Below are 21916 nucleotides of genomic sequence, written 5' to 3' on the forward strand. Positions count from 1 at the left end.
GCCACAAAAAAGGCCCCGCGGGGCCCTTTTTTACGCGCTGGAAAGCGCTCTACAGCGATTGATCGCGCGTTTCGCGCATGCAGAGCACCGCCACGAGGCTGATGACGGCCGCTGCCGAGACATAGCCGCCCACCCAGCTCAGGCCGCCGGCTTCCACCAGTTGCTGCGCCGCATAGGGTGCCAGCGAGGCACCGAGGATGCCGCCCAGGTTGTAGGCCGCCGAGGCGCCGGTGTAGCGCACCCGGGTCGGAAATATCTCCGGCAGCAGAGCGCCCATGGGGCCGAAGGTCATGCCCATGAGGAATAGCTCCAAGGCCAGGAACAGCCCCACCGCCTGGCTGGAGCCATGGGTCAGCAACGGTTCCATGGCGAAGCCCGACAGCAGGGCGGCGATGGCGCTCACCGCCAGCACCGGCTTGCGGCCGAAGCGATCGGCCAGCCAGGCCGACAGCGGCGTGGCCAGGGCCATGAACAGCACCGCGATGCACAGCAGGCCGAGGAATTCCTGCCGACTGTAGCCGAGGTTCTTCACCCCGTAGCTCAGCGAAAACACCGTGGAGATATAGAAGAGGGCGTAGCACACCACCATGCTCAGGGCGCCCAGCAGCACCGCCTTGCCATGCTTGCCGAAGGTCTCGGCCATGGGCAGGCGTAGCTTCTCGCGGCGGGCCATGGCCTCGGCGAACACCGGCGTCTCGTGCAGCGACAGTCGTACATAGAGGCCCACCACTACCAGCAGGGCGCTGAGCAGGAAGGGGATGCGCCAGCCCCAGGCGCGGAATTGCTCATCGTCCAACAGCAGCGCCAGGGCGAGGAACAGGCCGTTGGCCAGCAGGAAGCCGATGGAGGGGCCGAGCTGGGGGAACATGCCGAACCAGGCACGCTTGCCGGGTGGAGCATTCTCGGTGGCCAGCAGCGCTGCGCCGCCCCATTCGCCACCCAGGCCCAGCCCCTGGGCGAATCTCAGCACGCACAGGAGTATCGGCGCCCAGACGCCGATACTGGCGTAACCGGGCAAGAGGCCGATCAGGGTGGTGGAGATGCCCATCAGCAACAGCGACGCCACCAGGGTGGACTTACGACCGATGCGATCACCGAAATGGCCGAAAAGCAGCGAACCCAGCGGGCGCGCGAGGAAGGCGATGCCGAAGGTGATGAAGGCGCTCAGGGTCTGGGCCACGCCCGAGCCCTGGGGAAAGAACACCGGGCCGATCACCAGGGCGGCGGCCGTGGCGTAGACGTAGAAATCGTAGAACTCGATCGCGGTGCCGATGAAGCTGGCGGTGGCCACGCGGGTCGGGGAATTGCGCGGAGCGGGTGTAGACGCGTCGAAGGCGGCGGCGGTCGTGGACATGCAGAGTTACCGGGCAGTCGTTCTTGTAGGAGGCGTCTGCCGGAGCGGCCCGGTGGGGCAGCGGCTGTCCGAGGATGGGGACGGGCGGGACGACCGGATTATGACGTGCCGGGCGCGACGCGGCGGTTGGCCGGGGCGCGCCGAACGTGGTTCGGTCGTTCGATTATGCAGGCAGCGGAAGGACGGCTGTCAACGATGCAGGATGAATTCCCGCACCAGCTTGCTGCCGAAGTAGGCCAGCATCAGCAGGATGAAGCCGAGCAGCGTCCAGCGGATCGCTCTATGACCGCGCCAACCCAGGCGATGGCGACCCCATAGCAGGATGCCGAACACCACCCAGGCGATGCAGGAGAGCACCGTCTTGTGGATCAGGTGCTGGGCGAACATGTCCTCGACGAAGAACCAGCCGGAGATCAGTGCCAGCGACAGCACCACCCAGCCGGCCCAGAGAAAGCCGAACAGCAGGCTTTCCATGGTCTGCAGCGGTGGAAAGCTGCGAATCAGTCCGGAGGGATGCTTGTTCTTGAGTTGATGGTTCTGCAGCAGCACCAGGCAGGACTGCAACGCCGCCAGAGTGAGCAAGCCGTAGGCGATGATCGACAGCAGCACGTGCACCACGATCCTGGGCGAGACGTCCAGCGGTGCCACCGTGCCGGGCGGCACGAATTCCGCCAATAGCGCGGTCACCGCGCCAAGAGGATAGACCAGCACCAGCAGGGGCTGCAGCGGCATGCGCAGGCAGCCGATCAGCATCAGCGCGATGGCGGTCGCGGCGATCAGGCTGGAAGCGTCGAAGAAGTCCAGGCTGAGGGTCGGCTCGAGGGTCATCTGCAGATAGACCGCCAGCGCATGGGGCAGCAGGGCCAGGATGCCGGCGCCCAGCACCAGCGGTTTGTTCGAAGGCCGCTTGCGCAGCAGGCAACTGCCCTGGTAGAGGGTCGCGGCGAGGTACAGGACGGCGGCCAGGAGGGTGGGCAGCAGGGCGTGCATGGGTCCGTTTTCAGCAGAGCGGAAAGCAGGCGAGTGTGGCACAGACCGGCCGGCACAGAAAGCCTGGCGGATACCCTGGCCTGGCGGTCTTCGCTATACTCGGCGGTCAGCCGCCGTTTCCGCCCTGGATGTCCGCATGTTCGAGAATCTCACAGACCGCCTGTCACAAAGCCTGCGCCACATTACCGGCAAGGCCAAGCTCACCGAAGACAATATCAAGGACACCCTGCGCGAGGTGCGCATGGCGCTGCTCGAGGCGGACGTCGCCCTGCCGGTGGTCAAGGAATTCGTCAACCGGGTCAAGGAGCGTGCGGTCGGCACCGAGGTGTCCAAGAGCCTGACCCCGGGCCAGGCCTTCGTGAAGATCGTCCGCGCCGAGCTCGAAGCCATCATGGGCGCGGCCAACGAAGACCTGGCGCTCAATGTCACGCCGCCGGCGGTGATCCTCATGGCCGGCCTGCAGGGTGCGGGCAAGACCACCACCGCCGGCAAGCTGGCGCGCTTTCTCAAGGAACGCAAGAAGAAGACCGTCATGGTCGTCTCCGCCGACGTCTACCGTCCGGCCGCCATCAAGCAGCTGGAAACCCTGGCCGGCGAGGTGGGCGTCACCTTCTTCCCCTCCGACCTCAGCCAGAAGCCGGTGGACATTGCCCAGGCCGCCATCCGCGAGGCCAAGCTCAAGTTCATCGACGTGGTCATCGTCGACACCGCCGGTCGCCTGCACGTCGACAGTGAGATGATGGACGAGATCCAGCAGGTCCACGCCGCCACCAAGCCGGCCGAGACCTTGTTCGTGGTCGACGCCATGACCGGCCAGGACGCCGCCAATACCGCCAAGGCCTTCAACGACGCCCTGCCGCTCACCGGCGTGATCCTGACCAAGGTCGATGGTGACGCCCGCGGCGGTGCCGCCCTGTCGGTCCGCCACATCACCGGTAAGCCGATCAAGTTCATCGGCATGGGCGAGAAGAGCGAAGCCCTCGACCCCTTCCACCCGGATCGCGTCGCCTCGCGCATCCTCGGCATGGGCGACGTCCTCTCGCTGATCGAGCAGGCCGAGCAGACCCTGGATCGCGAGAAGGCTGACAAGCTGGCCAAGAAGCTCAAGAAGGGCAAGGGCTTCGATCTCGAAGACTTCCGCGACCAGTTGCGCCAGATGAAGAACATGGGTGGCCTGGGTTCTTTGATGGACAAGTTGCCGACCATGATGGGTGGCATGAACATCCAGCAGATGGGCAACGCCCAGGGCGCCGCGGAAAAGCATTTCAAGCAGATGGAAGCCATCATCGACTCCATGACCCCGGCCGAGCGTCGCGATCCGGAAATGATCAGCGGCTCGCGCAAGAAACGCATCGCCCTGGGTTCCGGTACCCAGGTGCAGGACGTCGGCCGCCTCATCAAGCAGCACAAGCAGATGCAGAAGATGATGAAGAAGGTCACCGCCAAGGGCGGCATGGCCAAGATGATGAGAGGCATGGGCAGTATGTTCCCCGGCGGCGGCATGCCCAAGATGTGATCCCCGCCTGCCGCCCGTCGCCAGATGGTCGGCAGCGGAACAGGCTCCGCGGAGCGTATCGGCGCCAGTGCTGGTGCGCCTTCGCGAGCGGCTCGGCGCAGGCGCGCGAGCTCGCGGTTCGTCCCATTGCCCCTGGTGCCATCGAAAGCCATTGGCAAACTGGGTAACAGCCCTTAGAATATGCGGCCTTTCGGGCCATGTGGCCCAGTGTGCCCACAGTTACAAGCACCGACTACAGGAACGAAGTTCAATGGTAACCATCCGTCTAGCCCGTGGCGGCTCCAAGAAGCGCCCCTTCTACCACCTGACCGTGACCAACAGCCGCAATGCGCGTGATGGTCGCTTCGTCGAGCGCATCGGTTTCTTCAACCCGATCGCCAGCGGCGCCGAAGTTCGTCTGTCGGTGGACCAAGAGCGCGCCAACTACTGGCTGTCGCAGGGCGCCCAGCCGTCCGAGCGCGTCGCTCAGCTGCTCAAGAGCGCTCAGGCTACCGCCTGAAGATCATGAGTACGCCGACCTCCGCCCCCGACCTGGTGGTCCTGGGCAAGATAGTTTCGGTCTTCGGCGTACGCGGTGAGCTCAAGATCTACTCCTTTACCGATCCGCTCGACAATCTGCTGGACTATCGGACCTGGACGCTGCGGCGCGAAGGCGAGATCCGGCAGGTCAAGGTGCTCGGCGGTCGGTTGCACGGCAAGGTCCTGACGGTTCGTCTGCAGGGCCTGGATGATCGCGAAGAAGCCCGCCTCATGGCTGGTTTCGAGATCTGCGTGCCGCGCAGTGAATTGCCCCAACTGGGCGCCGGTGACTACTACTGGCATCAGTTGGAAGGTCTCAAGGTGATCAATCGCGAAGGCCAGTGGCTGGGCGTGGTGGATCATCTGCTGGAGACCGGGGCCAACGACGTCATGCTGGTCAAGCCCTGTGCTGGCAGCCTCGACGATCGTGAGCGTCTGTTGCCCTATCTGCCCGACCAGTACGTACTGGCGGTGGATCTGGCCAAGGGTGAGATGCAGGTCGACTGGGACGCGGATTTCTAATCCATGCGTATCGATGTCATCAGCATCTTTCCCGAGATGTTCGAGGCCGTCAGCGCCTATGGCGTGAGCGGTCGCGCGATGAAGCAGGGGCTCCTGGAGCTGACCTGCTACAACCCGCGCAGCTATACCGAGGATCGCCACCAGACCGTGGACGACCGGCCTTTCGGCGGCGGTCCCGGGATGGTCATGAAGATCCAGCCGCTGGAGCGCGCCCTGGCCGATGCCAAGGGTGAGTCGGCGTCGGCGAAGGTGATCTACCTGTCCCCCCAGGGTCGCAAACTCGACCAAGCGGCGGTACGGGAACTGGCGCAGGAGGAACATCTGATCCTCATCGCCGGGCGTTACGAAGGCATCGACGAGCGTTTCATCGAGACGCACGTGGATGAGGAATGGTCGATTGGCGACTATGTGCTGTCCGGCGGTGAATTGCCGGCCATGGTGCTGATCGATGGGGTTACGCGACTGCTGCCCGGAGCCTTGGGGCATGTGGATTCCGCCGAGCAGGACTCGTTCACCGACGGCCTGCTCGATTGCCCGCACTACACCCGACCCGAGGTGTACGAGGGACGTCGCGTACCTGACGTGTTGCTCAGTGGTAACCACGAGCATATCCGGCGCTGGCGCCTGCAGCAGTCCCTGGGACGCACTGCGGAGCGCCGCGCCGATCTTCTGGATGGCCGCTCGCTTTCTGGAGAAGAGCAGAACCTGTTGGCGGAATATCTCCGTCAGCGGAACGATAGTTAGGTATCGATGGCGGGCCGCGGCCTGTCTTAGGAGCAGAGTGACATGACCAACAAAATCATTGCCCAGATCGAAGCTGAGCAGATGAACAAAGAAATCCCGGCGTTCGCCCCCGGCGACACCGTGATTGTCCAGGTGAAGGTGAAGGAAGGCGACCGTCAGCGTCTGCAAGCCTTCGAAGGCGTGGTGATCGGCAAGCGTAACCGCGGCCTGAACAGCGCCTTCACCGTACGCAAGATCTCCAGCGGTGTTGGCGTCGAGCGTACCTTCCAGACCTACAGCCCCCTGGTCGACAGCGTCAGCGTCAAGCGTCGCGGCGACGTGCGCAAGGCCAAGCTGTACTACCTGCGCGAACTGTCCGGCAAGGCCGCTCGCATCAAGGAAAAGCTTTCCTGATTGCAGCGTGACCAGAAAAAAGCAGCCTCGGCTGCTTTTTTCGTTTCTGAGGTTCGAGGTAAGCAATGACAACCCGCGAAGCGGAAATCCAGCGGCGCACCGCGCTGTCGGAAACCCGGGTGGCCAAGGCGGTGTTCCCGCCCACCACCAACCATCACGACACCCTGTTCGGCGGCACGGCCCTGGCCTGGATGGACGAGGTCTCCTTCATCACGGCGACGCGTTTCTGCCGTAAGCCACTGGTCACCGTCTCTACCGATCGCATCGACTTCAACCATCCGATTCCCGCCGGTTCCATCGTCGAACTGATCGGGCGGGTGGTGAAGGTCGGCAATACCAGCCTCAAGGTGCAGGTCGAGGTGTTCGTCGAAGGCATGCTGGCGGAAGGGCGCGAACGTGCCATCAACGGGGCGTTCAGCTTCGTCGCCGTCGATGAGGCGGGCAAGCCGACGCCGGTCCTGCCCGGATTCGCCGCGTGAGCAGCGAACGGCTGATCGAGGAATTCCTCGACGCCCTGTGGCTGGAAAAGGGCCTGTCGCCCCATACCCGTAGCGCCTACCGGACCGACCTGCTGGCCTTCGCCCGCTGGCTGGAGGCTAGGGGCCTGACCCTGGAGACGGTCGGCCGCGATGCCGTGCTCGATCACCTCGGCTGGCGGCTGAGCGAGGGCTACCAGGCGCGTTCCACCGCGCGCTTTCTCTCCGGTCTGCGCAGCTTCTATAAATACGCCGTGCGCGAGAACCGCATCGCCGAGGATCCCACGCTGCTGGTGAGCATGCCGCAGCTGGGCGCACCCTTGCCCAAGAGTCTGTCCGAAGCGGACGTGGAAGCCCTGCTGGCTGCGCCCGATACCGAGGACACCCTCGGCCTGCGTGATCGCACCATGCTCGAGGTGCTCTATGCCACCGGCCTGCGGGTGACCGAGCTGGTCAGCCTGACCCTGGACGAGGTCAATCTGCGCGAGGGGTCGCTGCGGGTATTCGGCAAGGGCAGCAAGGAGCGGCTGATTCCCCTGGGGGAGGAGGCCATCGCCTGGCTGGAGGATTACCTTAAGACCGCGCGACCGCTGCTGCTGGGTGGTCAGCCCGGCGACGTCCTCTTTCCCAGCCAGAGGGGCACGGTCATGACCCGCCAGACCTTTTGGCATCGCATCAAGCTGCACGCCCAGGTGGCCGGCATCCGCACCTCGCTGTCACCGCATACCCTGAGGCATGCCTTCGCCACCCATCTGCTCAACCACGGCGCCGACCTGCGTACCGTGCAGATGCTGCTCGGCCATACCAGTCTCTCCACCACCCAGATCTACACCCATGTCGCCCGGGTGCGGCTGCAGCAACTGCACGCGCAGCACCATCCGCGTGGCTAGGGCGGAATCGCCTTAGAGCCTGTTCAAAGTCTGCTGCGCGTCGGCCAAACGGCGTTGAAAATGGCTTCGGAATGCTCATTTACTACCTGTAAACTCCGCTTCCTCAGCCATTTTCGCCTTGTTTGGCTCTAGCTCGCGAGCCTTTGAACAGGCTCTTAGCCGGTGCGTCTGTGGTAGGCTTGCCGGCGTCTCAATAGGAGTCAAACATGCGTATTTCCCAACTGTTGCTCGCCGCTTGCCTGGGGCTCGGCGTGCAACTGGCTCAGGCCGAACCTGAGCAGGCCATTCGCCAGAGCCTGACCGCGCTGCAACCCAATCTCGCCATCGAGTCCATCGCCAAGAGTCCGCTGGAAGGCCTCTACCAGGTCCAGCTCAAGGGCGGCCGGGTGCTCTACGCCAGCGGCGATGGCCAGTTCGTCATGCAGGGCTATCTGTACCAGGTCAAGGACGGTAAGGCCGCCAACCTGACCGAGAAGGCCGAGAACGTCGCCGTGGCGCGGCAGATCAATGGCCTCGACCGCAGCCAGATGATCGTCTATCCCGCCCAAGGCGAGACCAAGGCGCACATCACCGTCTTCACCGACACCACCTGCCCCTATTGCCAGAAGCTGCACGCCGAGGTACCCGAGCTGAACAAGCGCGGCATCGAGGTGCGCTACCTGGCCTTCCCGCGCCAGGGCATGGGCTCGCCGGGCTCCAAGCAACTGGAGGCGGTGTGGTGTGCCAAGGACAAGCCGGCGGCGCTGAACCAGATGTTCACCGGCCGTGAGGTCAAGTCCGAGAGCTGCAAGGATCCGGTCGCCGAGCAGTTCGCGCTGGGGCAGAACATGGGTATCCAGGGTACGCCGGCGATCATCCTCGCCGATGGCCAGATGATCCCGGGCTACCAGCCGGCCGACCAGTTGGCGGAAGCGGCAATCGGCGCGCGTTGAGCGCCTTGAATTTGAGATTTCAACGGGGCCGCGGAGCGGCGCCACACGACATGGGGATAAGGGTGTGAAGCCGGTCAAAGTAGGCATCTGTGGTCTGGGTACCGTGGGCAGCGGGACCTTCAACGTACTCAAGCGCAACGCCGAGGAAATCGCCCGGCGCGCCGGACGGGGTATCGAGGTGGCGCAGATCGCCCAGCGTCGACCCAATCCCCAGTGCGATACCGGCAACACGCCGATCACTGCCGATGTGCTGGCCGTGGCGGACAACCCCGAGATCGACGTGGTCGTCGAATTGATCGGCGGCTACACCCTGGCCCGCGAACTGGTGCTGCGCGCCATCGCCAACGGCAAGCACGTGGTCACCGCCAACAAGGCGCTGATCGCCGTGCACGGTAACGAGATCTTCGCCAAGGCGCGCGAGCAGGGCGTGATCGTCGCCTTCGAGGCCTCGGTGGCCGGCGGCATCCCGGTGATCAAGGCGCTGCGCGAAGGCCTGGCGGCCAACCGCATCAACTGGGTGGCCGGCATCATCAACGGCACCGGCAACTTCATCCTCTCCGAGATGCGCGAGAAGGGTCGCACCTTTCCCGACGTCCTGGCCGAAGCCCAGGCGCTGGGCTATGCCGAGGCCGATCCGACCTTCGACGTGGAAGGCATCGATGCCGCCCACAAGCTGACCATCCTGGCTTCCATCGCCTTCGGCATCCCGCTGCAATTCGACAAGGCCTACACCGAGGGCATCACTCGCCTGACCACCGCCGACGTCGGCTATGCCGAGGCGCTGGGCTATCGCATCAAGCACCTGGGTGTGGCGCGCAGCACCGCCCAGGGCATCGAGCTGCGGGTGCACCCGACGCTGATCCCGGCCGATCGCCTGATCGCCAACGTCAATGGCGTGATGAACGCGGTCATGGTCAATGGCGACGCCGTTGGCTCGACGCTGTTCTATGGCGCCGGTGCCGGGCAGGAGCCGACCGCCTCGGCGGTGGTGGCCGACCTGGTGGACGTGGTTCGCGCCATGACCTCCGATCCGGAGAATCGCGTGCCGCACCTGGCCTTCCAGCCCGATGCGCTGTCCGACCATCCGGTGCTGCCGATCGACGCCTGCGAGAGCGCCTACTATCTACGCATCCAGGCCAAGGATCATCCCGGCGTGCTGGCCCAGGTGGCGAGCATCCTCTCGGCGCGCGGCATCAACATCGAGTCCATCATGCAGAAGGAAGCCGAGGAACATGACGGCCTGGTGCCCATGATCCTGCTGACCCATCGCGTGACCGAGCGCCACATGGTCGAAGCCATCGCCGCCCTGGAAGCCCTGGACGATGTCGTCGGCGATGTCGTCCGCATCCGCGTCGAGCACCTTAACTGAGCAGCCTGGCGGCGCCCGGCGCCGCCGTCTTTCCCGAGGTCGAGTCATGCGTTACATCAGTACCCGCGGCCAGGCGCCCGCGCTGAATTTCGAAGAAGTGCTGCTGGCGGGTCTCGCCAGCGATGGCGGTCTCTACGTACCGGAGAACCTGCCGCGCTTTTCCCTGGAGGAGATCGCCTCCTGGGCCGGTCTGCCCTACCACGAGCTGGCCTTCCGGGTGATGAAGCCCTTCGTCGCCGGCTCCATCGCCGATGCCGAATTCAAGGCCATCCTGGAAGAGACCTACGCCGGTTTTGCCCATAGCTCCATTGCGCCGCTGCGCCAGCTGGACGCCAACGAGTGGGTACTGGAGCTGTTCCACGGCCCGACCCTGGCCTTCAAGGACTTCGCCCTGCAACTGCTGGGGCGGCTGCTCGATCATGTGCTGGCCAAGCGCGGCGAGCGCGTGGTGATCATGGGCGCCACCTCCGGCGATACCGGCTCGGCGGCCATCGAAGGCTGTAAGCGCTGTGAGAACGTGGACATCTTCATCCTCCATCCGCACCAGCGGGTGTCGGAAGTGCAGCGTCGGCAGATGACCACGCTGCTGGGCGACAACATCCACAACATCGCCATCGAAGGCAACTTCGACGACTGCCAGGAGATGGTCAAGGCCAGCTTCGCCGCCCAGGGCTTCCTCAAGGGCACACCACTGGTGGCGGTCAACTCGATCAACTGGGCGCGGATCATGGCCCAGATCGTCTACTACTTCCATGCGGCCCTGCAGCTGGGCGCCCCGGCGCGCTCCATCGCCTTCTCGGTGCCCACCGGCAACTTCGGCGACATCTTCGCCGGTTACCTGGCGCGCAACATGGGCCTGCCGGTGAGCCAGCTGGTGGTGGCCACCAATCGCAACGACATCCTGCACCGCTTCATGTCCGGCAATCGCTACGACAAGCAGCAGCTGGAAGCCACCCTGTCGCCGTCCATGGACATCATGGTCTCGTCCAACTTCGAGCGCCTGTTGTTCGACCTGCACGGTCGCGATGGTCTGGCCCTGGCCGAGTTGATGGCGAACTTCCGCAGCAGCGGCACCCTGACGGTGGCGGACGATCGCTGGACCGAGGCACGCAAGCTGTTCGACTCCCTCGCCGTGAACGACGAAGAGACCTGCGCCACCATCGCCGAGGTCTATGCTGCCACCGGTGAAGTGCTGGACCCGCACACCGCCATCGGCGTGCGCGCGGCCCGCGAATGCCGCCGCAGCTTGGCCACCCCCATGGTGGTGCTGGGCACCGCCCACCCGGTGAAATTCCCCGAAGCGGTGGAACAGGCTGGCATCGGTGCGACCCTCAGCCTGCCGACCCACCTGGCCGACCTGCTGCAACGCGAAGAGCGCTGCACCGTGCTGCCCAACGACCTGGCCGCCGTTCAGGCCTTCGTCGCCCGCCACGGTAAGCGTGGTCAGCCGCTGTAACTGAATCGCTGCTGTGGTGGTCCGCCGATGCGGCCGATTCTGGTGTTCTGCTGATCGCGGCCACGGGCCGCTCCTACAGGTACGGATGCCTCTGTAGGAGCGGTCGCTACGGCGCACCGGCATGGCCGCGATGATCCCAAGCCTCTTCCCCTTTTCCGGTACAATGCCCGGCTTTCCCTGCCGGTGACCCGCCATGGCTCTGCAAGCCACGCCCTACAAAGTCGAACTCAACCTCACCGATCTGGATCGTGGGGTCTACGAGAATCTGCGCCTGACCGTGGCGCGGCATCCCTCCGAGACCGAGGAGCGGCTGGCGGTGCGGCTGCTGGCCTATGTGCTCTGGTACAACGAGCAACTGGCCTTCGGGCGCGGCCTGTCCGACGTCGACGAGCCGGCGCTGTGGGAAAAGAGTCTCGATGGCCGGGTGCTGCACTGGATCGAAGTCGGCCAGCCCGATGCCGAGCGCCTGACCTGGTGCAGCCGCCGCACCGAGCGCACCAGCCTGCTGGCCTACGGCAACCTGCGTGTCTGGCAGACCAAGGTGATGGACGCGGTCAAGGGCCTGAAGAATCTGCACATCGCCGCGGTCCCCGCCGAGCCCCTGGCCGAACTGGCCCGCGACCTGCCGCGCAGCATTTCCTGGCAGGTGATGATCAGCGAAGGCACCCTGTTCGTCACCGACGACCGCGGTCAGCACGAACTGCAGCTGGAATGGCTGCTGGGCGAGCGTTGATGCGTCTGGAGCCTCGCCCGCTACCGCCGGTATTGCCCGACCTGGGCGACCTGCCGCCGCTGCTCACCCGGCTCTATGCCGCCCGCGGCGTGACCCAGCCTGAAGAACTGGACAAGGGCCTGGCGCGACTGGTGCCCTATCACCAGCTCAAGGGCATCGAGGCAGCGGTGGACCTGCTGGCCCGCGCCCTGGAAGAGCGCCGGCGCATCCTCATCGTCGGTGACTTCGACGCCGATGGTGCCACCGCCAGTGCTGTGGGTGTGCTGGCGCTGCGCCGGCTGGGTGCGGCCTGGGTCGACTACCTGGTGCCCAATCGTTTCGAGTACGGCTACGGCCTGACGCCCGAGATCGTCGCCGTGGCCCTGCAGCGCGAACCCGAGGTGCTGCTCACCGTCGACAACGGCATCTCCAGCCTCGATGGCGTGGCCGCGGCCAAAGCCGCTGGCTTGCAAGTGGTCATCACCGACCACCACCTGCCTGGCGCCGAATTGCCCGCCGCCGATGCCATCGTCAATCCGAATCAGCCGGCCTGTGCCTTCCCCAGCAAGTGCATCGCCGGAGTGGGGGTGATCTTCTATGTGATGCTGGCCCTGCGCAGTCGCCTGCGCGAAAGCGGCTGGTTCAGCCGTCAGGGCCTCGCCGAGCCCAATCTGGCCGAGTTGCTCGATCTGGTCGCCCTCGGCAGCGTCGCCGATGTGGTGCCACTGGATGCCAACAACCGCATCCTGGTGCACCAAGGGCTGATGCGTATCCGCGCCGGCCGCGCACGGCCGGGGCTGAAGGCGCTGCTGGAAGTGGCGGGGCGCCAGCCGGGCAAGGTGGCCTCCAGCGACCTGGGCTTCATCCTCGGGCCGCGGCTCAATGCGGCGGGTCGCCTGGACGACATGTCCATCGGCATCGAGTTGCTACTCTGCGAAGACCCGCAGCTCGCGCAGGAATACGCTCAGCAGCTGGACGACTTCAACAAGGATCGCAAGAGCATCGAGCAGGGCATGCAGCGCGAGGCGCTCAAGCAGCTCAAGGAATTGCCGGAAGACAATCTGCCCTTCGGCCTTTGCCTGTTCGATCCGGAGTGGCACCAGGGCGTGATCGGCATCCTCGCCTCGCGACTCAAGGAGAAGTACCACCGCCCGGCGCTGGCCTTCGCCGACGACGGCAGCGGCACCGGCATGCTCAAGGGCTCGGCGCGCTCGGTAGCCGGACTGCACATCCGCGATGCCCTGGATGCCGTGGCGACCCGTCATCCGGGGCTGATCACCAAGTTCGGCGGTCACGCCATGGCGGCTGGTCTCAGCCTGCCCCAGGCGCACTACGAGACCTTCGCCGCGGCCTTCGATGCCGAGGTGCGCCGCCATCTGCAGGCCGATGACCTGAGCGGGCGGTTGCAGACCGATGGCTGCCTCGCCCCAACCGAATTCCAGCTCGACCTGGCCCAGGCCCTGCGTCAGGCCGGTCCCTGGGGCCAGCAATTTCCCGAGCCGCTGTTCCACGGTACCTTCGAGATCCTCTCCCAGCGTCTGCTCAAGGAACGGCATCTGAAGCTGACCCTGCGCAGCGAGCAGGGCGGACCCGAGCTGGACGGTATCGCCTTCAACATCGACCGCGAGACCTGGCCTGATCCCAACATCCGCTGGGCCGAACTGGCCTATCGGCTGGATGTGAACGAGTTTCGCGGCAACGAAAGCGTGCAGTTGTTGGTAGTGCATCTGGCGCCACGTTAGGCATCGCCGAGCGCTACTTGTGCTGGGTGGTGCTCGGCGACTTTTCAGACGAGTCTTGTCGGATCGGCGATCTATTCTGTTTGGTAGCACTCCAATGCCGTGCATACCGATCAGACGAGGTCCACCATGAGTCTCCTGTTCCAGCCCCTGACCCTGCGTCAGCTGACCCTGCCCAATCGGGTGGTGGTCTCCCCCATGTGCCAGTACTCCAGCGAAGACGGTTTCGCCAACGATTGGCACCTGGTCCACCTCGGCAGTCGCGCCGTCGGCGGCGCCGGCCTGGTGATCTTCGAGGCCACCGCGGTCACCCCCGACGGTCGTATCACGCCCCAGGATCTCGGCCTGTGGAAGGACGAGCAGATCGAGCCGCTGCGGCGCATCACCCAGTTCATCGAAGGCCAGGGCAGCGTCGCCGGTATCCAGCTGGCCCACGCCGGGCGCAAGGCCAGCACCTGGCAGCCGTGGGTCGGTAAGCACGGCAGCGTGCCCGTCGCCGAAGGCGGCTGGGTACCGGTAGCGCCTTCGGCCATCGCCTTCGATCCCCAGCACACCCGACCCACCACGCTGGATCGCGATGACATCGCCAGCATTCGCCGGGCCTTCGTCGCCACCGCCGAGCGCGCCCTGGCAGCCGGCTTCAAGGTGGCCGAGATCCACGCGGCCCACGGTTATCTGCTGCACCAGTTCCTCTCGCCACTCTCCAACCGCCGCGACGACGACTACGGCGGCAATTTCGAGAATCGCATCCGCCTGCTGCTGGAGGTGACTGCCGATGTGCGGGCGGTCTGGCCGGCGGAGTTGCCACTGTTCGTGCGGGTCTCGGCCACTGATTGGGTGGAGGACGGTTGGGACGTCGATGAAACGGTGGAACTGGCACGGCGGCTGAAGACGATCGGTGTCGATTTGATCGACGTTTCCTCAGGCGGCACCGCCGCCCAAGCCGATATCCCCACCGGGCCCGGCTACCAGACCCAGTTCGCCGAGCGGGTGCGCAAGGAAGCCGAGATTCCCAGTGGCGCGGTGGGCATGATCACTGACGCGGCCCAGGCCGAGCACGTGCTGCGCACCGGCCAGGCCGATCTCGTACTGCTGGCCCGTGAGCTGCTGCGCGATCCCTACTGGCCACTGAACGCCGCCGAAGCGCTGCGCGAGAAGGTCTCCTGGCCGCCGCAGTACGTCCGCGCTGCGCACCGGGATACGCCGCTGCGCAAGCCGTTCGGGGTGGAATAGGGGAGGAACGGAGCCATCCGTCCGGATGGCTCCCGGGTCAGGGCTTGACCGGTCGCAGTACCGCTTCCAAGGCGTCGCTGTCGTAGTAGTCGCCCAGGTACCAGATGCGACCGTCGCGGATTCTCATGATGCTGGCGCCGCGGATCTTCACCGGCTGCTTGCCAGTGGCAGTGGCAGTGTTGCCGGTAAGCTCCCATTCGAAGGCAATGCTGCGTGGGCCGATGACCGGTTTGTGCACCATCTTCACCTGCAGATCCGGCACGGCCTTGAGGGTGACCTTGACGATCCGGTCGCGGGCGGTGGTGCGGCTGGTCTCGGTGGTGGCGGCACCGCTGTCGAAATACTGCACCTTGGGATCGAGCAGGGCACTGGCGGCCTCGGCATCGTGATCGTTCCAGGCATCGAGATAGCGATTGGCGATGAGGCGGGCGTCCTCGGCAGCGGCCTGAACCTGGCCGGCGGTGAGGGCGAGCGAAAGCGCGAACAGCACAGCCAGACGCGAACGCATGGGGTGTCTCCGGCAACTGCGAGGGAAAGGCGCAAGAGTAGCGCCGAGCGCCCGTGTCGGTCAGCAATATTTTGTAGCGGCTCGCCAAGCGGGGCCTGGCAGGCTGCAACATCCGGTAAGCAGGAGGCTTGAGCCAGACGGTCCGCGAGGCGGTCTCAAGACGTTGAATCCCTTGCTCATGGAGTTCCTGCATGAACACCCGAGGTTTGCTCGATCAACTGCTCAAAGCTGGCCAGCAGGCCCTGGCCAAGAAGACTGGCCAGGCGACGGCGCGGCCCCATGTCGGCGCGGCGCCGGCCGGCAAGGACCCGCTCGGTGGTCTGCTCTCCGGTCTGGGCAACAGCGGCCTGGCCGCCGGCGCGCTAACGGCGCTGCTGGGCAGCAAGCGTGGCCGCAGCCTGGGTGGCAAGGCGGTCGGTTACGGCGGTCTGGCGGCGCTCGGCATGGTGGCCTACAAGGCCTATCAATCCTGGCAGGCCAATCAGGCGCAGGGCGGGCAGGTTGTCGAACCGCGCACCGTCGACCGGGTGCCCGAGCACGAAGCCGAGGCCCATGGCCGAGCGGTGCTCATCGCCCTGATCGCCGCGGCCAAGGCCGATGGCCATGTAGATGCCCAGGAGCGCCAGGCCATCGAGGCCGAGATGGCCAAGCTGCACGACGATCCCGAGTTGCGCAGCTGGTTGCAGCGCGAGCTGGAGCAGCCGCTGGACCCGGCCAAGGTAGCGACAGCGGCCGAGACACCGGAGATGGCCGCCGAGATGTATCTGGCCAGCCTGATGCTGATCGACGATCAGCAATACATGGAAAAGGCCTACCTGGAGGAGCTGGCGCGCCAGCTGCGGCTGGACCCTGGACTGCGCGCCGAGCTGGAGCGCCAGGCCGCGGGGGTCTGAAGGCTAATCCGTTGCCGGTCGTGCGTCGGCCGGTGGCGCCTCACCCAGTAGCAGAGCCCGCTCCGTGGCGCAGAGTTGCAGCAGGAAGTCCCAGACCACGCGCAGGCGCGCGGAGCGGTGTAGCTCCCGATGGGTCGAAATCCAGTACTCGCGGGTGAAGGAGCGTTCTGGCAGCACGCCTTCCAGTGCGCTGTCCCGGTCAACCAGGTAGCAAGGCAACACGGCCAGACCGACGCCGGCGCAGGCCGCCTCGCGTTGGGCGATGACACTGGTGCTGCGAAAGACGATGCGCGGATCGGGGCAGAGTCCCTGGATGAATTGCAGCTCTCGGGTGTATAGCAGGTCGTCGACGTAGCCAATGAAGGTCTGCTCGCCGAGATCGGCCTGGGCATCCAGGGGCGGAGCCCGGTCCAGATAGGCCCGACTGGCATAGAAGCGCAGCCGATAGGGCGTCAGTCGCCGACCGATCAGGCCTTCGGCGGTCGGGCGCTCCAGGGTGATGGCGATGTCCGCCTCGCGGTTGGTGACGCTGACGAAGCGCGGCACCGAGACCAGTTCTACTTCCAGACCAGGATAGCTCCTGAGTAGACCACCCAGGCGTTTGGCCAGGAAGCCCGTTCCCAGGCCCTCGGTCACCCCTACCCGGACCTGGCCCAGCGGGTTGAGTCTCTGGGTCACCGCCTCCTGGGCCAGCAACGCCGCCTCCTCCATTGCCTGGGCGTGGGTCAGCAGGGCCTGGCCCGCAGGGGTGAGCTGGTAGCCGCTGGCCTGCTGTACCAGCAACTGGCTGCCCAGGGCGCGTTCCAGTGCCTCCAGGTGGCGAGACACGGTAGCGTGGCTGACGCCCAGGCTGCGGGCGGCGGTCAGTAACCGACCATGGCGCTGTACTTCAAGGAAAACGCGCAGATCGTTCCAGTCGAACATGCCGCCTCTCTTGTTCTGGTCTAGCGGGCCGCTTCCCCGGTGCTGTGCAGAATTGCACAGCCATTGCCCGTTTTCGGCGACTGCTGTTCGCGGATGACCACACTAGGATAGGAGCCACAACAACAAAAAAGCGAGGGACGGTCATGCCCGGTTCTGCCCAGGAATATGACTTCATCATCGTCGGCGCCGGTCCGGCTGGCTGCCTGCTGGCCAATCGACTGTCCGCCGATCCGGCCCATCGCGTGCTGCTGCTGGAAGCCGGCGGACGCGACAACCATCCCTGGATCCATATCCCCGTCGGCTATTTGTTCTGCATCGGCAATCCACGCACCGACTGGTGCTTCAAGACCGAGGTGGAAGAGGGGTTGGGCGGCCGGGCGCTCAATTATCCGCGCGGTCGGGTGCTGGGTGGCTGTTCGTCCATTAATGGCATGATCTACATGCGTGGCCAGGCCCGCGACTATGACGGCTGGGCCGCTGCCGGCAATCCCGGCTGGGGCTGGAGCGACGTACTGCCACTGTTCAAGCGCATGGAGGATCACTGCGACGGCAATTCAGCGTTCCACGGTGCTGGCGGCGAATGGCGGGTGGAGCGCCAGCGCCTGCACTGGACGCTGCTCGATGCCTTCCGCGACGCCGCCGGCGAAACCGGCATCGCGCCGGTAGAGGACTTCAATACCGGTGACAACGAGGGCTGCGGCTATTTCCAGGTCAACCAGCGCAACGGGGTGCGTTGGAATGCGGCCAAGGCCTTTCTCCGGCCGATCCGCCAGCGCGCCAATCTGGAGGTGTTGACCGGCGTCCAGGTGGAGCGGGTGCTGCTGGAGGAGGGCAGGGCGCGAGCGGTACTGGCGCGGCTGCCGGGCCAGGCCGCAGCCCAGCGCCTGAGCGCACGGCGCGAGATCGTGCTCTGCGCCGGGGCCATCGGCTCGCCGACCTTGCTGCAGCGCTCCGGCATAGGGCCGCGGGCGTTGCTCGAAGGGCTCGGCATCGGGGTCCAGCATCGGCTGGAAGGTGTGGGCGGCAATCTGCAAGACCACCTGCAATTGCGGCTGATCTACCGGGTGCACGGCGTACCGACCCTTAATGCCCTGGCCGGCAGTCTCTGGGGCAAGCTGGGCATGGGCCTGGAATATCTCTGGCAGCGCAGCGGCCCCCTGGCCATGGCACCGAGTCAGCTGGGGGCCTTCGCCCGGTCCGATCCGGGCCAACCCTCGGCCAATCTGCAGTATCACGTGCAGCCGCTGTCGCTGGAGCGCTTCGGCGAGCCCCTGCACGGCTTTCCCGCCTTCACTGCCTCGGTGTGCAACCTACGCCCGGCCAGTCGCGGCCAAGTGGCCATCCGCAGTGCCGACCCGCTGGCGGCGCCGCTGATCCAGCCGCGTTATCTCAGTGCGCCGGAGGATCTCAAGGTCGCCGCCGACGCCATCCGCCTGACCCGGCGCATCGTCGCCGCGCCGGCCCTAGCCGCCTACCAACCCGAGGAATACCTGCCGGGGCTGGCCTACCAGAGCGAAGAGGACTTGCAGCAGGCTGCCGGGGCCATCGGCACCACCATCTTTCATCCCTCCGGCACCTGCCGCATGGGGCAGGATGCCGACGCCGTGGTCGATGCCCGCCTGCGGGTGCACGGCATTCCAGGCTTACGGGTGGCCGACGCCTCCATCATGCCGACCCTGGTGTCCGGCAACAGCTGTTCGCCAACGCTGATGATTGCCGAGCAGGCCGCCACCTTCATGCTGGCGGAAGCCCGGGAACAGGGCCGCAGCGAATTGCCCGCGGCGGTCGCCCGGACCAGCGCGGTCACGGCCGCCTAGTTTCATCCCGCGGCGGGGCCCCCGCCGTTTCCACCGTAGTAGCTGTCGCCCATAACAACAATCAGCCCGGCGCTCCCGGGCCAGGAGAACGTGCGATGTCCGACTATGCCCAACCCCGGGTACAACCCCGCGCGACCGTGAGTCGCCGCGAAGAACGCAAGGTGATCTTCGCCTCGTCCCTGGGAACCGTCTTCGAGTGGTACGACTTCTTTCTCTACGGCGCCCTGGCGGCGGTGATCAGCAAGCAATTCTTCGCCGGGGTCAACGACACCACCGCCTTCATCTTCGCCCTGTTGGCCTTCGCCGCCGGCTTCGTGGTGCGACCCTTCGGTGCCCTGGTGTTCGGCCGCCTGGGCGACCTGGTCGGGCGCAAGTACACCTTTCTCGCCACCATCATCCTCATGGGCATCGCCACCTTCGGCGTCGGTCTGCTGCCCACCTACGCCAGCATCGGCGTGGCCGCGCCCATCATCCTGGTGGTGCTGCGTCTCTTGCAGGGGCTGGCGCTGGGCGGCGAATACGGCGGCGCCGCCACTTACATCGCCGAGCACGCACCGCCCGGCAAGCGCGGCGCCCATACCAGCTGGCTGCAATCCACCGCGACCCTGGGCCTGTTGCTGTCGCTGGTGGTGATCCTGGTCTGCCGCTATCTGACCGGTGACCAGTTCGAGGTCTGGGGCTGGCGCCTGCCGTTCCTGCTGTCGATCTTCCTGCTGGCCATCTCCACCTGGATTCGCCTGTCCATGCACGAATCCCCGGCCTTCCTGCGCATGAAGGCCGAGGGCAAGCAGAGCAAGGCGCCGATCCGCGATTCCTTCACCAACTGGAGCAATCTCAAGGTGGTGCTGATCGCCCTGTTCAGCATCAACGGCGGCCAGGCGGTGACCTTTTACCTCGCGCAGTTCTACGTGATGTTCTTTCTCACCCAGACGCTCAAGCTGGACCCGGTGCTGGCCAACAACCTGCTCATCGTCAGCGTCATCCTCGGCGCGCCCTTCTTCGTCATCGCCGGCTGGCTGTCGGACAAGGTCGGTCGCAAGCCGATCCTCATGCTCGGCCTGCTGCTGGCCACGCTGCTCTACTTCCCGCTGTTCAAGGCCCTGACCCACTACGCCAATCCGCAGATCTACCAGGCCAGCCAGCAGGCACCCATCGTGGTGACCGCCGACCCGGCCACCTGCACCTTCCAGTTCGATCCGGTGGGCAAGGCCCGCTTCGACAGTCCCTGCGATCGGGTCAAGACGCTGCTGGCCAAGAGCGGGCTGCCCTATCGGAGCGTCGACGCGGCACCGGGCGATGCCGTGCAGGTCAGCGTCGGTGACAAGCTCATCGTCGGCTACGACGAGCCGGCCCTGCGCGCCGCCGTGCAGGCCGCCGGCTATCCGGCCAAGGCCGATGCCGCCCAGGTCAACAAGCCCATGGTGGTGGCGGTGATCTTCGCCCTGATCCTCATCGCCACCCTCTGCTACGGCCCCCTGGCGGCGCTGATGGTGGAGCTGTTTCCCACGCGCATCCGCTACACCTCCATGTCGTTGCCGTACCACATCGGCAATGGCTGGTTCGGCGGCTTCCTGCCCACGGTGTCCTTCGCCCTGGTGGTCTATACCGGCGACATCTTCTACGGCCTCTGGTATCCGGTGCTGGTGACCGGGATCAGCCTGGTGGTGGGACTGCTGTGCCTACCGGAAACCCGCCACCGCGACCTCGACGCCGATTGAGGTCCGGGCGGGCGGCTAACCCCGCTGCCCGCTGAGTTTCGCCGCCGATTGGGTTATACTCGCGAGCTTTTCCACAGCTTTTCTCGCGAGTGTTTCCCCCATGGAAATCAACCCGATCGTCACCAGCATCAAGGACCTCTCCAGCCGTACCCAGACCATTCGGGGGTATCTTTGACTACGATCTGAAAAAGGATCGGCTGGTCGAAGTCGAGCGTGAGCTCGAAGACCCGAATGTCTGGAACAAGCCCGAGTACGCCCAGAACCTCGGTCGCGAGCGCGCCCAACTGGCCCAGGTGGTCGGTACCCTGGACGAGCTGACCGGCGGCCTGGCCGATGCCAGCGACCTGCTGGAGATGGCGGCCGAAGAGGAAGACCAGGGCGCGGTCGATGACGTGGCGGCCGAGGTGGAGCGCCTGCGCGGCATCCTCGAGAAGCTGGAATTCCGCCGCATGTTCAGCGGCGAGATGGACCCCAACAACTGCTACCTGGACATCCAGGCCGGCTCCGGCGGCACCGAGGCCCAGGACTGGGCCAACATGCTCCTGCGCATGTACCTGCGCTGGGCCGACCAGCACGGCTTCAGCGCCGAGATCGTCGAACTCTCCGAAGGCGAGGTCGCCGGCATCAAGGGCGCCACCGTGCATATCAAGGGCGAATACGCCTTCGGCTGGCTGCGCACCGAGATCGGCGTGCACCGCCTGGTGCGCAAGAGTCCCTTCGACTCGGGCAACCGGCGCCACACCTCCTTCACCGCGGTGTTCGTCTCTCCCGAGATCGACGACAACATTGAGATCGAGATCAATCCGTCCGATCTGCGCGTCGACACCTACCGCTCCTCCGGCGCCGGTGGTCAGCACGTGAACACCACCGACTCCGCGGTGCGGATCACCCACGTGCCCACCAACACCGTGGTGGCCTGCCAGAACGAGCGCTCCCAGCACGCCAACCGCGACACCGCCATGAAGATGCTGCGGGCCAAGTTGTACGAGCTGGAGATGCAGAAGCGCAACGCCGCCTCCCAGGCGCTGGAAGATTCCAAGTCCGATATCGGCTGGGGCCACCAGATTCGCTCCTATGTGCTCGACGCCTCGCGGATCAAGGATCTGCGCACCGGTGTGGAACGCAGCGATTGCGACAAGGTGCTAGACGGCGATCTGGACGAATACCTCGAAGCCAGCCTCAAGCAGGGCATCTAACCAACTTATCTCTGT

The 21916-nt window shown here is 65.6% G+C and carries 21 protein-coding genes; 17 read left to right on the forward strand and 4 right to left on the reverse strand.

The window, feature by feature from the left end; translation table 11 throughout:
• Positions 1-49: 49 nt before the first annotated feature.
• Together QZ471_RS22445 and ccsA are read right to left on the reverse strand one after the other, a co-directional pair.
• Positions 50-1354: an MFS transporter gene (locus QZ471_RS22445; protein WP_295468037.1), complete on the reverse strand. Its 1305-nt coding sequence runs from the start codon at positions 1352-1354 to the stop codon at positions 50-52.
• A gap of 189 nt (positions 1355-1543) precedes the next feature.
• Positions 1544-2344: a cytochrome c biogenesis protein CcsA gene (gene ccsA / locus QZ471_RS22450; RefSeq protein ID WP_295468039.1), complete on the reverse strand. Its 801-nt coding sequence runs from the start codon at positions 2342-2344 to the stop codon at positions 1544-1546.
• A gap of 136 nt (positions 2345-2480) precedes the next feature.
• On the opposite strand from ccsA, the gene ffh reads away from it, so the two are divergent.
• The 13 genes from ffh (at position 2481) to QZ471_RS22515 (ending at position 14845) form a co-directional block, all read left to right on the forward strand.
• Positions 2481-3860, forward strand: a complete 1380-nt coding sequence (gene ffh, locus QZ471_RS22455) for a signal recognition particle protein (protein ID WP_295468041.1) — start codon at positions 2481-2483, stop codon at positions 3858-3860.
• Positions 3861-4110: 250 nt separating this feature from the next.
• Positions 4111-4359, forward strand: a complete 249-nt coding sequence (gene rpsP / locus QZ471_RS22460; protein WP_059230136.1) for a 30S ribosomal protein S16 — start codon at positions 4111-4113, stop codon at positions 4357-4359.
• A 5-nt stretch (positions 4360-4364) separates the two neighbouring features.
• Positions 4365-4901 carry a ribosome maturation factor RimM gene (gene rimM, locus QZ471_RS22465; RefSeq protein WP_295468044.1) on the forward strand — a complete coding sequence of 179 codons (537 nt, stop codon included), beginning with the start codon at positions 4365-4367 and terminating at the stop codon, positions 4899-4901.
• Positions 4902-4904: 3 nt separating this feature from the next.
• Positions 4905-5645, forward strand: a complete 741-nt coding sequence (trmD, locus tag QZ471_RS22470) for a tRNA (guanosine(37)-N1)-methyltransferase TrmD (RefSeq protein ID WP_295468046.1) — start codon at positions 4905-4907, stop codon at positions 5643-5645.
• A gap of 42 nt (positions 5646-5687) precedes the next feature.
• The gene (rplS, locus tag QZ471_RS22475; RefSeq protein WP_059230133.1) at positions 5688-6038 is read left to right on the forward strand and encodes a 50S ribosomal protein L19; all 351 of its coding nucleotides are present in this window, start codon (positions 5688-5690) and stop codon (positions 6036-6038) included.
• Between the two features lie 65 nt (positions 6039-6103).
• Positions 6104-6517: an acyl-CoA thioesterase gene (locus tag QZ471_RS22480; RefSeq protein ID WP_295468048.1), complete on the forward strand. Its 414-nt coding sequence runs from the start codon at positions 6104-6106 to the stop codon at positions 6515-6517.
• Positions 6514-7404 carry a site-specific tyrosine recombinase XerD gene (gene xerD, locus QZ471_RS22485; protein WP_058768639.1) on the forward strand — a complete coding sequence of 297 codons (891 nt, stop codon included), beginning with the start codon at positions 6514-6516 and terminating at the stop codon, positions 7402-7404. Before QZ471_RS22480 ends, xerD begins: the two co-directional genes overlap by 4 nt.
• 206 nt (positions 7405-7610) lie before the next feature.
• On the forward strand, positions 7611-8336 hold the full coding sequence (locus QZ471_RS22490) for a thioredoxin fold domain-containing protein (protein ID WP_295468050.1): 726 nt from the start codon (positions 7611-7613) through the stop codon (positions 8334-8336).
• 64 nt (positions 8337-8400) lie between these two features.
• On the forward strand, positions 8401-9705 hold the full coding sequence (locus tag QZ471_RS22495) for a homoserine dehydrogenase (RefSeq protein ID WP_295468051.1): 1305 nt from the start codon (positions 8401-8403) through the stop codon (positions 9703-9705).
• Between the two features lie 46 nt (positions 9706-9751).
• Positions 9752-11161: a threonine synthase gene (gene thrC, locus QZ471_RS22500; RefSeq protein WP_295468053.1), complete on the forward strand. Its 1410-nt coding sequence runs from the start codon at positions 9752-9754 to the stop codon at positions 11159-11161.
• A 193-nt stretch (positions 11162-11354) separates the two neighbouring features.
• The gene (locus tag QZ471_RS22505) at positions 11355-11894 is read left to right on the forward strand and encodes a YaeQ family protein (RefSeq protein WP_295468055.1); all 540 of its coding nucleotides are present in this window, start codon (positions 11355-11357) and stop codon (positions 11892-11894) included.
• Positions 11894-13615, forward strand: a complete 1722-nt coding sequence (gene recJ, locus QZ471_RS22510) for a single-stranded-DNA-specific exonuclease RecJ (protein WP_295468057.1) — start codon at positions 11894-11896, stop codon at positions 13613-13615. The genes QZ471_RS22505 and recJ overlap by 1 nt, the downstream gene beginning before the upstream one ends.
• A 126-nt stretch (positions 13616-13741) precedes the next feature.
• Positions 13742-14845 carry an NADH:flavin oxidoreductase/NADH oxidase gene (locus tag QZ471_RS22515; protein WP_295468059.1) on the forward strand — a complete coding sequence of 368 codons (1104 nt, stop codon included), beginning with the start codon at positions 13742-13744 and terminating at the stop codon, positions 14843-14845.
• A gap of 37 nt (positions 14846-14882) precedes the next feature.
• Here the strand turns inward: QZ471_RS22515 and QZ471_RS22520 are convergent, their stop codons facing one another.
• Positions 14883-15353, reverse strand: coding sequence for a nuclear transport factor 2 family protein (locus QZ471_RS22520; RefSeq protein WP_295468061.1), 471 nt, complete (start codon positions 15351-15353; stop codon positions 14883-14885).
• Positions 15354-15544: 191 nt separating this feature from the next.
• On the opposite strand from QZ471_RS22520, the gene QZ471_RS22525 reads away from it, so the two are divergent.
• Positions 15545-16246: a tellurite resistance TerB family protein gene (locus QZ471_RS22525; protein ID WP_295468063.1), complete on the forward strand. Its 702-nt coding sequence runs from the start codon at positions 15545-15547 to the stop codon at positions 16244-16246.
• A 3-nt stretch (positions 16247-16249) separates the two neighbouring features.
• On the opposite strand, the gene QZ471_RS22530 is transcribed toward QZ471_RS22525, so the two are convergent.
• Positions 16250-17170 carry a LysR family transcriptional regulator gene (locus QZ471_RS22530; RefSeq protein WP_295468065.1) on the reverse strand — a complete coding sequence of 307 codons (921 nt, stop codon included), beginning with the start codon at positions 17168-17170 and terminating at the stop codon, positions 16250-16252.
• A gap of 143 nt (positions 17171-17313) precedes the next feature.
• Between QZ471_RS22530 and QZ471_RS22535 the strand changes: the two genes are divergently transcribed.
• The 3 genes from QZ471_RS22535 (at position 17314) to prfB (ending at position 21901) form a co-directional block, all read left to right on the forward strand.
• The gene (locus QZ471_RS22535; protein ID WP_295468067.1) at positions 17314-18987 is read left to right on the forward strand and encodes a GMC family oxidoreductase; all 1674 of its coding nucleotides are present in this window, start codon (positions 17314-17316) and stop codon (positions 18985-18987) included.
• A 95-nt stretch (positions 18988-19082) separates the two neighbouring features.
• Positions 19083-20705, forward strand: a complete 1623-nt coding sequence (locus QZ471_RS22540) for an MFS transporter (RefSeq protein ID WP_295468069.1) — start codon at positions 19083-19085, stop codon at positions 20703-20705.
• Between the two features lie 100 nt (positions 20706-20805).
• A protein-coding gene (gene prfB, locus QZ471_RS22545) for a peptide chain release factor 2 (RefSeq protein ID WP_295468071.1) occupies positions 20806-21901 on the forward strand; the annotation gives its coding sequence in 2 pieces (ribosomal slippage) (positions 20806-20877 and positions 20879-21901; 1095 coding nt in all).
• Positions 21902-21916: the final 15 nt, after the last annotated feature.

It is taken from the genome of uncultured Pseudomonas sp. (assembly GCF_913774235.1).
Lineage (GTDB): Bacteria > Pseudomonadota > Gammaproteobacteria > Pseudomonadales > Pseudomonadaceae > Chryseomonas.

What these genes read in the sequence shown, in the direction of transcription:
- QZ471_RS22445 (WP_295468037.1), bottom strand. Translation starts at nt 1,354, where the DNA reads ATGTCCACGACCGCCGCCGCCTTCGACGCGTCTACACCCGCTCCGCGC.
- ccsA (WP_295468039.1), bottom strand. Translation starts at nt 2,344, where the DNA reads ATGCACGCCCTGCTGCCCACCCTCCTGGCCGCCGTCCTGTACCTCGCC.
- ffh (WP_295468041.1), top strand. Translation starts at nt 2,481, where the DNA reads ATGTTCGAGAATCTCACAGACCGCCTGTCACAAAGCCTGCGCCACATT.
- rpsP (WP_059230136.1), top strand. Translation starts at nt 4,111, where the DNA reads ATGGTAACCATCCGTCTAGCCCGTGGCGGCTCCAAGAAGCGCCCCTTC.
- rimM (WP_295468044.1), top strand. Translation starts at nt 4,365, where the DNA reads ATGAGTACGCCGACCTCCGCCCCCGACCTGGTGGTCCTGGGCAAGATA.
- trmD (WP_295468046.1), top strand. Translation starts at nt 4,905, where the DNA reads ATGCGTATCGATGTCATCAGCATCTTTCCCGAGATGTTCGAGGCCGTC.
- rplS (WP_059230133.1), top strand. Translation starts at nt 5,688, where the DNA reads ATGACCAACAAAATCATTGCCCAGATCGAAGCTGAGCAGATGAACAAA.
- QZ471_RS22480 (WP_295468048.1), top strand. Translation starts at nt 6,104, where the DNA reads ATGACAACCCGCGAAGCGGAAATCCAGCGGCGCACCGCGCTGTCGGAA.
- QZ471_RS22490 (WP_295468050.1), top strand. Translation starts at nt 7,611, where the DNA reads ATGCGTATTTCCCAACTGTTGCTCGCCGCTTGCCTGGGGCTCGGCGTG.
- thrC (WP_295468053.1), top strand. Translation starts at nt 9,752, where the DNA reads ATGCGTTACATCAGTACCCGCGGCCAGGCGCCCGCGCTGAATTTCGAA.
- QZ471_RS22505 (WP_295468055.1), top strand. Translation starts at nt 11,355, where the DNA reads ATGGCTCTGCAAGCCACGCCCTACAAAGTCGAACTCAACCTCACCGAT.
- recJ (WP_295468057.1), top strand. Translation starts at nt 11,894, where the DNA reads ATGCGTCTGGAGCCTCGCCCGCTACCGCCGGTATTGCCCGACCTGGGC.
- QZ471_RS22515 (WP_295468059.1), top strand. Translation starts at nt 13,742, where the DNA reads ATGAGTCTCCTGTTCCAGCCCCTGACCCTGCGTCAGCTGACCCTGCCC.
- QZ471_RS22520 (WP_295468061.1), bottom strand. Translation starts at nt 15,353, where the DNA reads ATGCGTTCGCGTCTGGCTGTGCTGTTCGCGCTTTCGCTCGCCCTCACC.
- QZ471_RS22525 (WP_295468063.1), top strand. Translation starts at nt 15,545, where the DNA reads ATGAACACCCGAGGTTTGCTCGATCAACTGCTCAAAGCTGGCCAGCAG.
- QZ471_RS22530 (WP_295468065.1), bottom strand. Translation starts at nt 17,170, where the DNA reads ATGTTCGACTGGAACGATCTGCGCGTTTTCCTTGAAGTACAGCGCCAT.
- QZ471_RS22535 (WP_295468067.1), top strand. Translation starts at nt 17,314, where the DNA reads ATGCCCGGTTCTGCCCAGGAATATGACTTCATCATCGTCGGCGCCGGT.
- QZ471_RS22540 (WP_295468069.1), top strand. Translation starts at nt 19,083, where the DNA reads ATGTCCGACTATGCCCAACCCCGGGTACAACCCCGCGCGACCGTGAGT.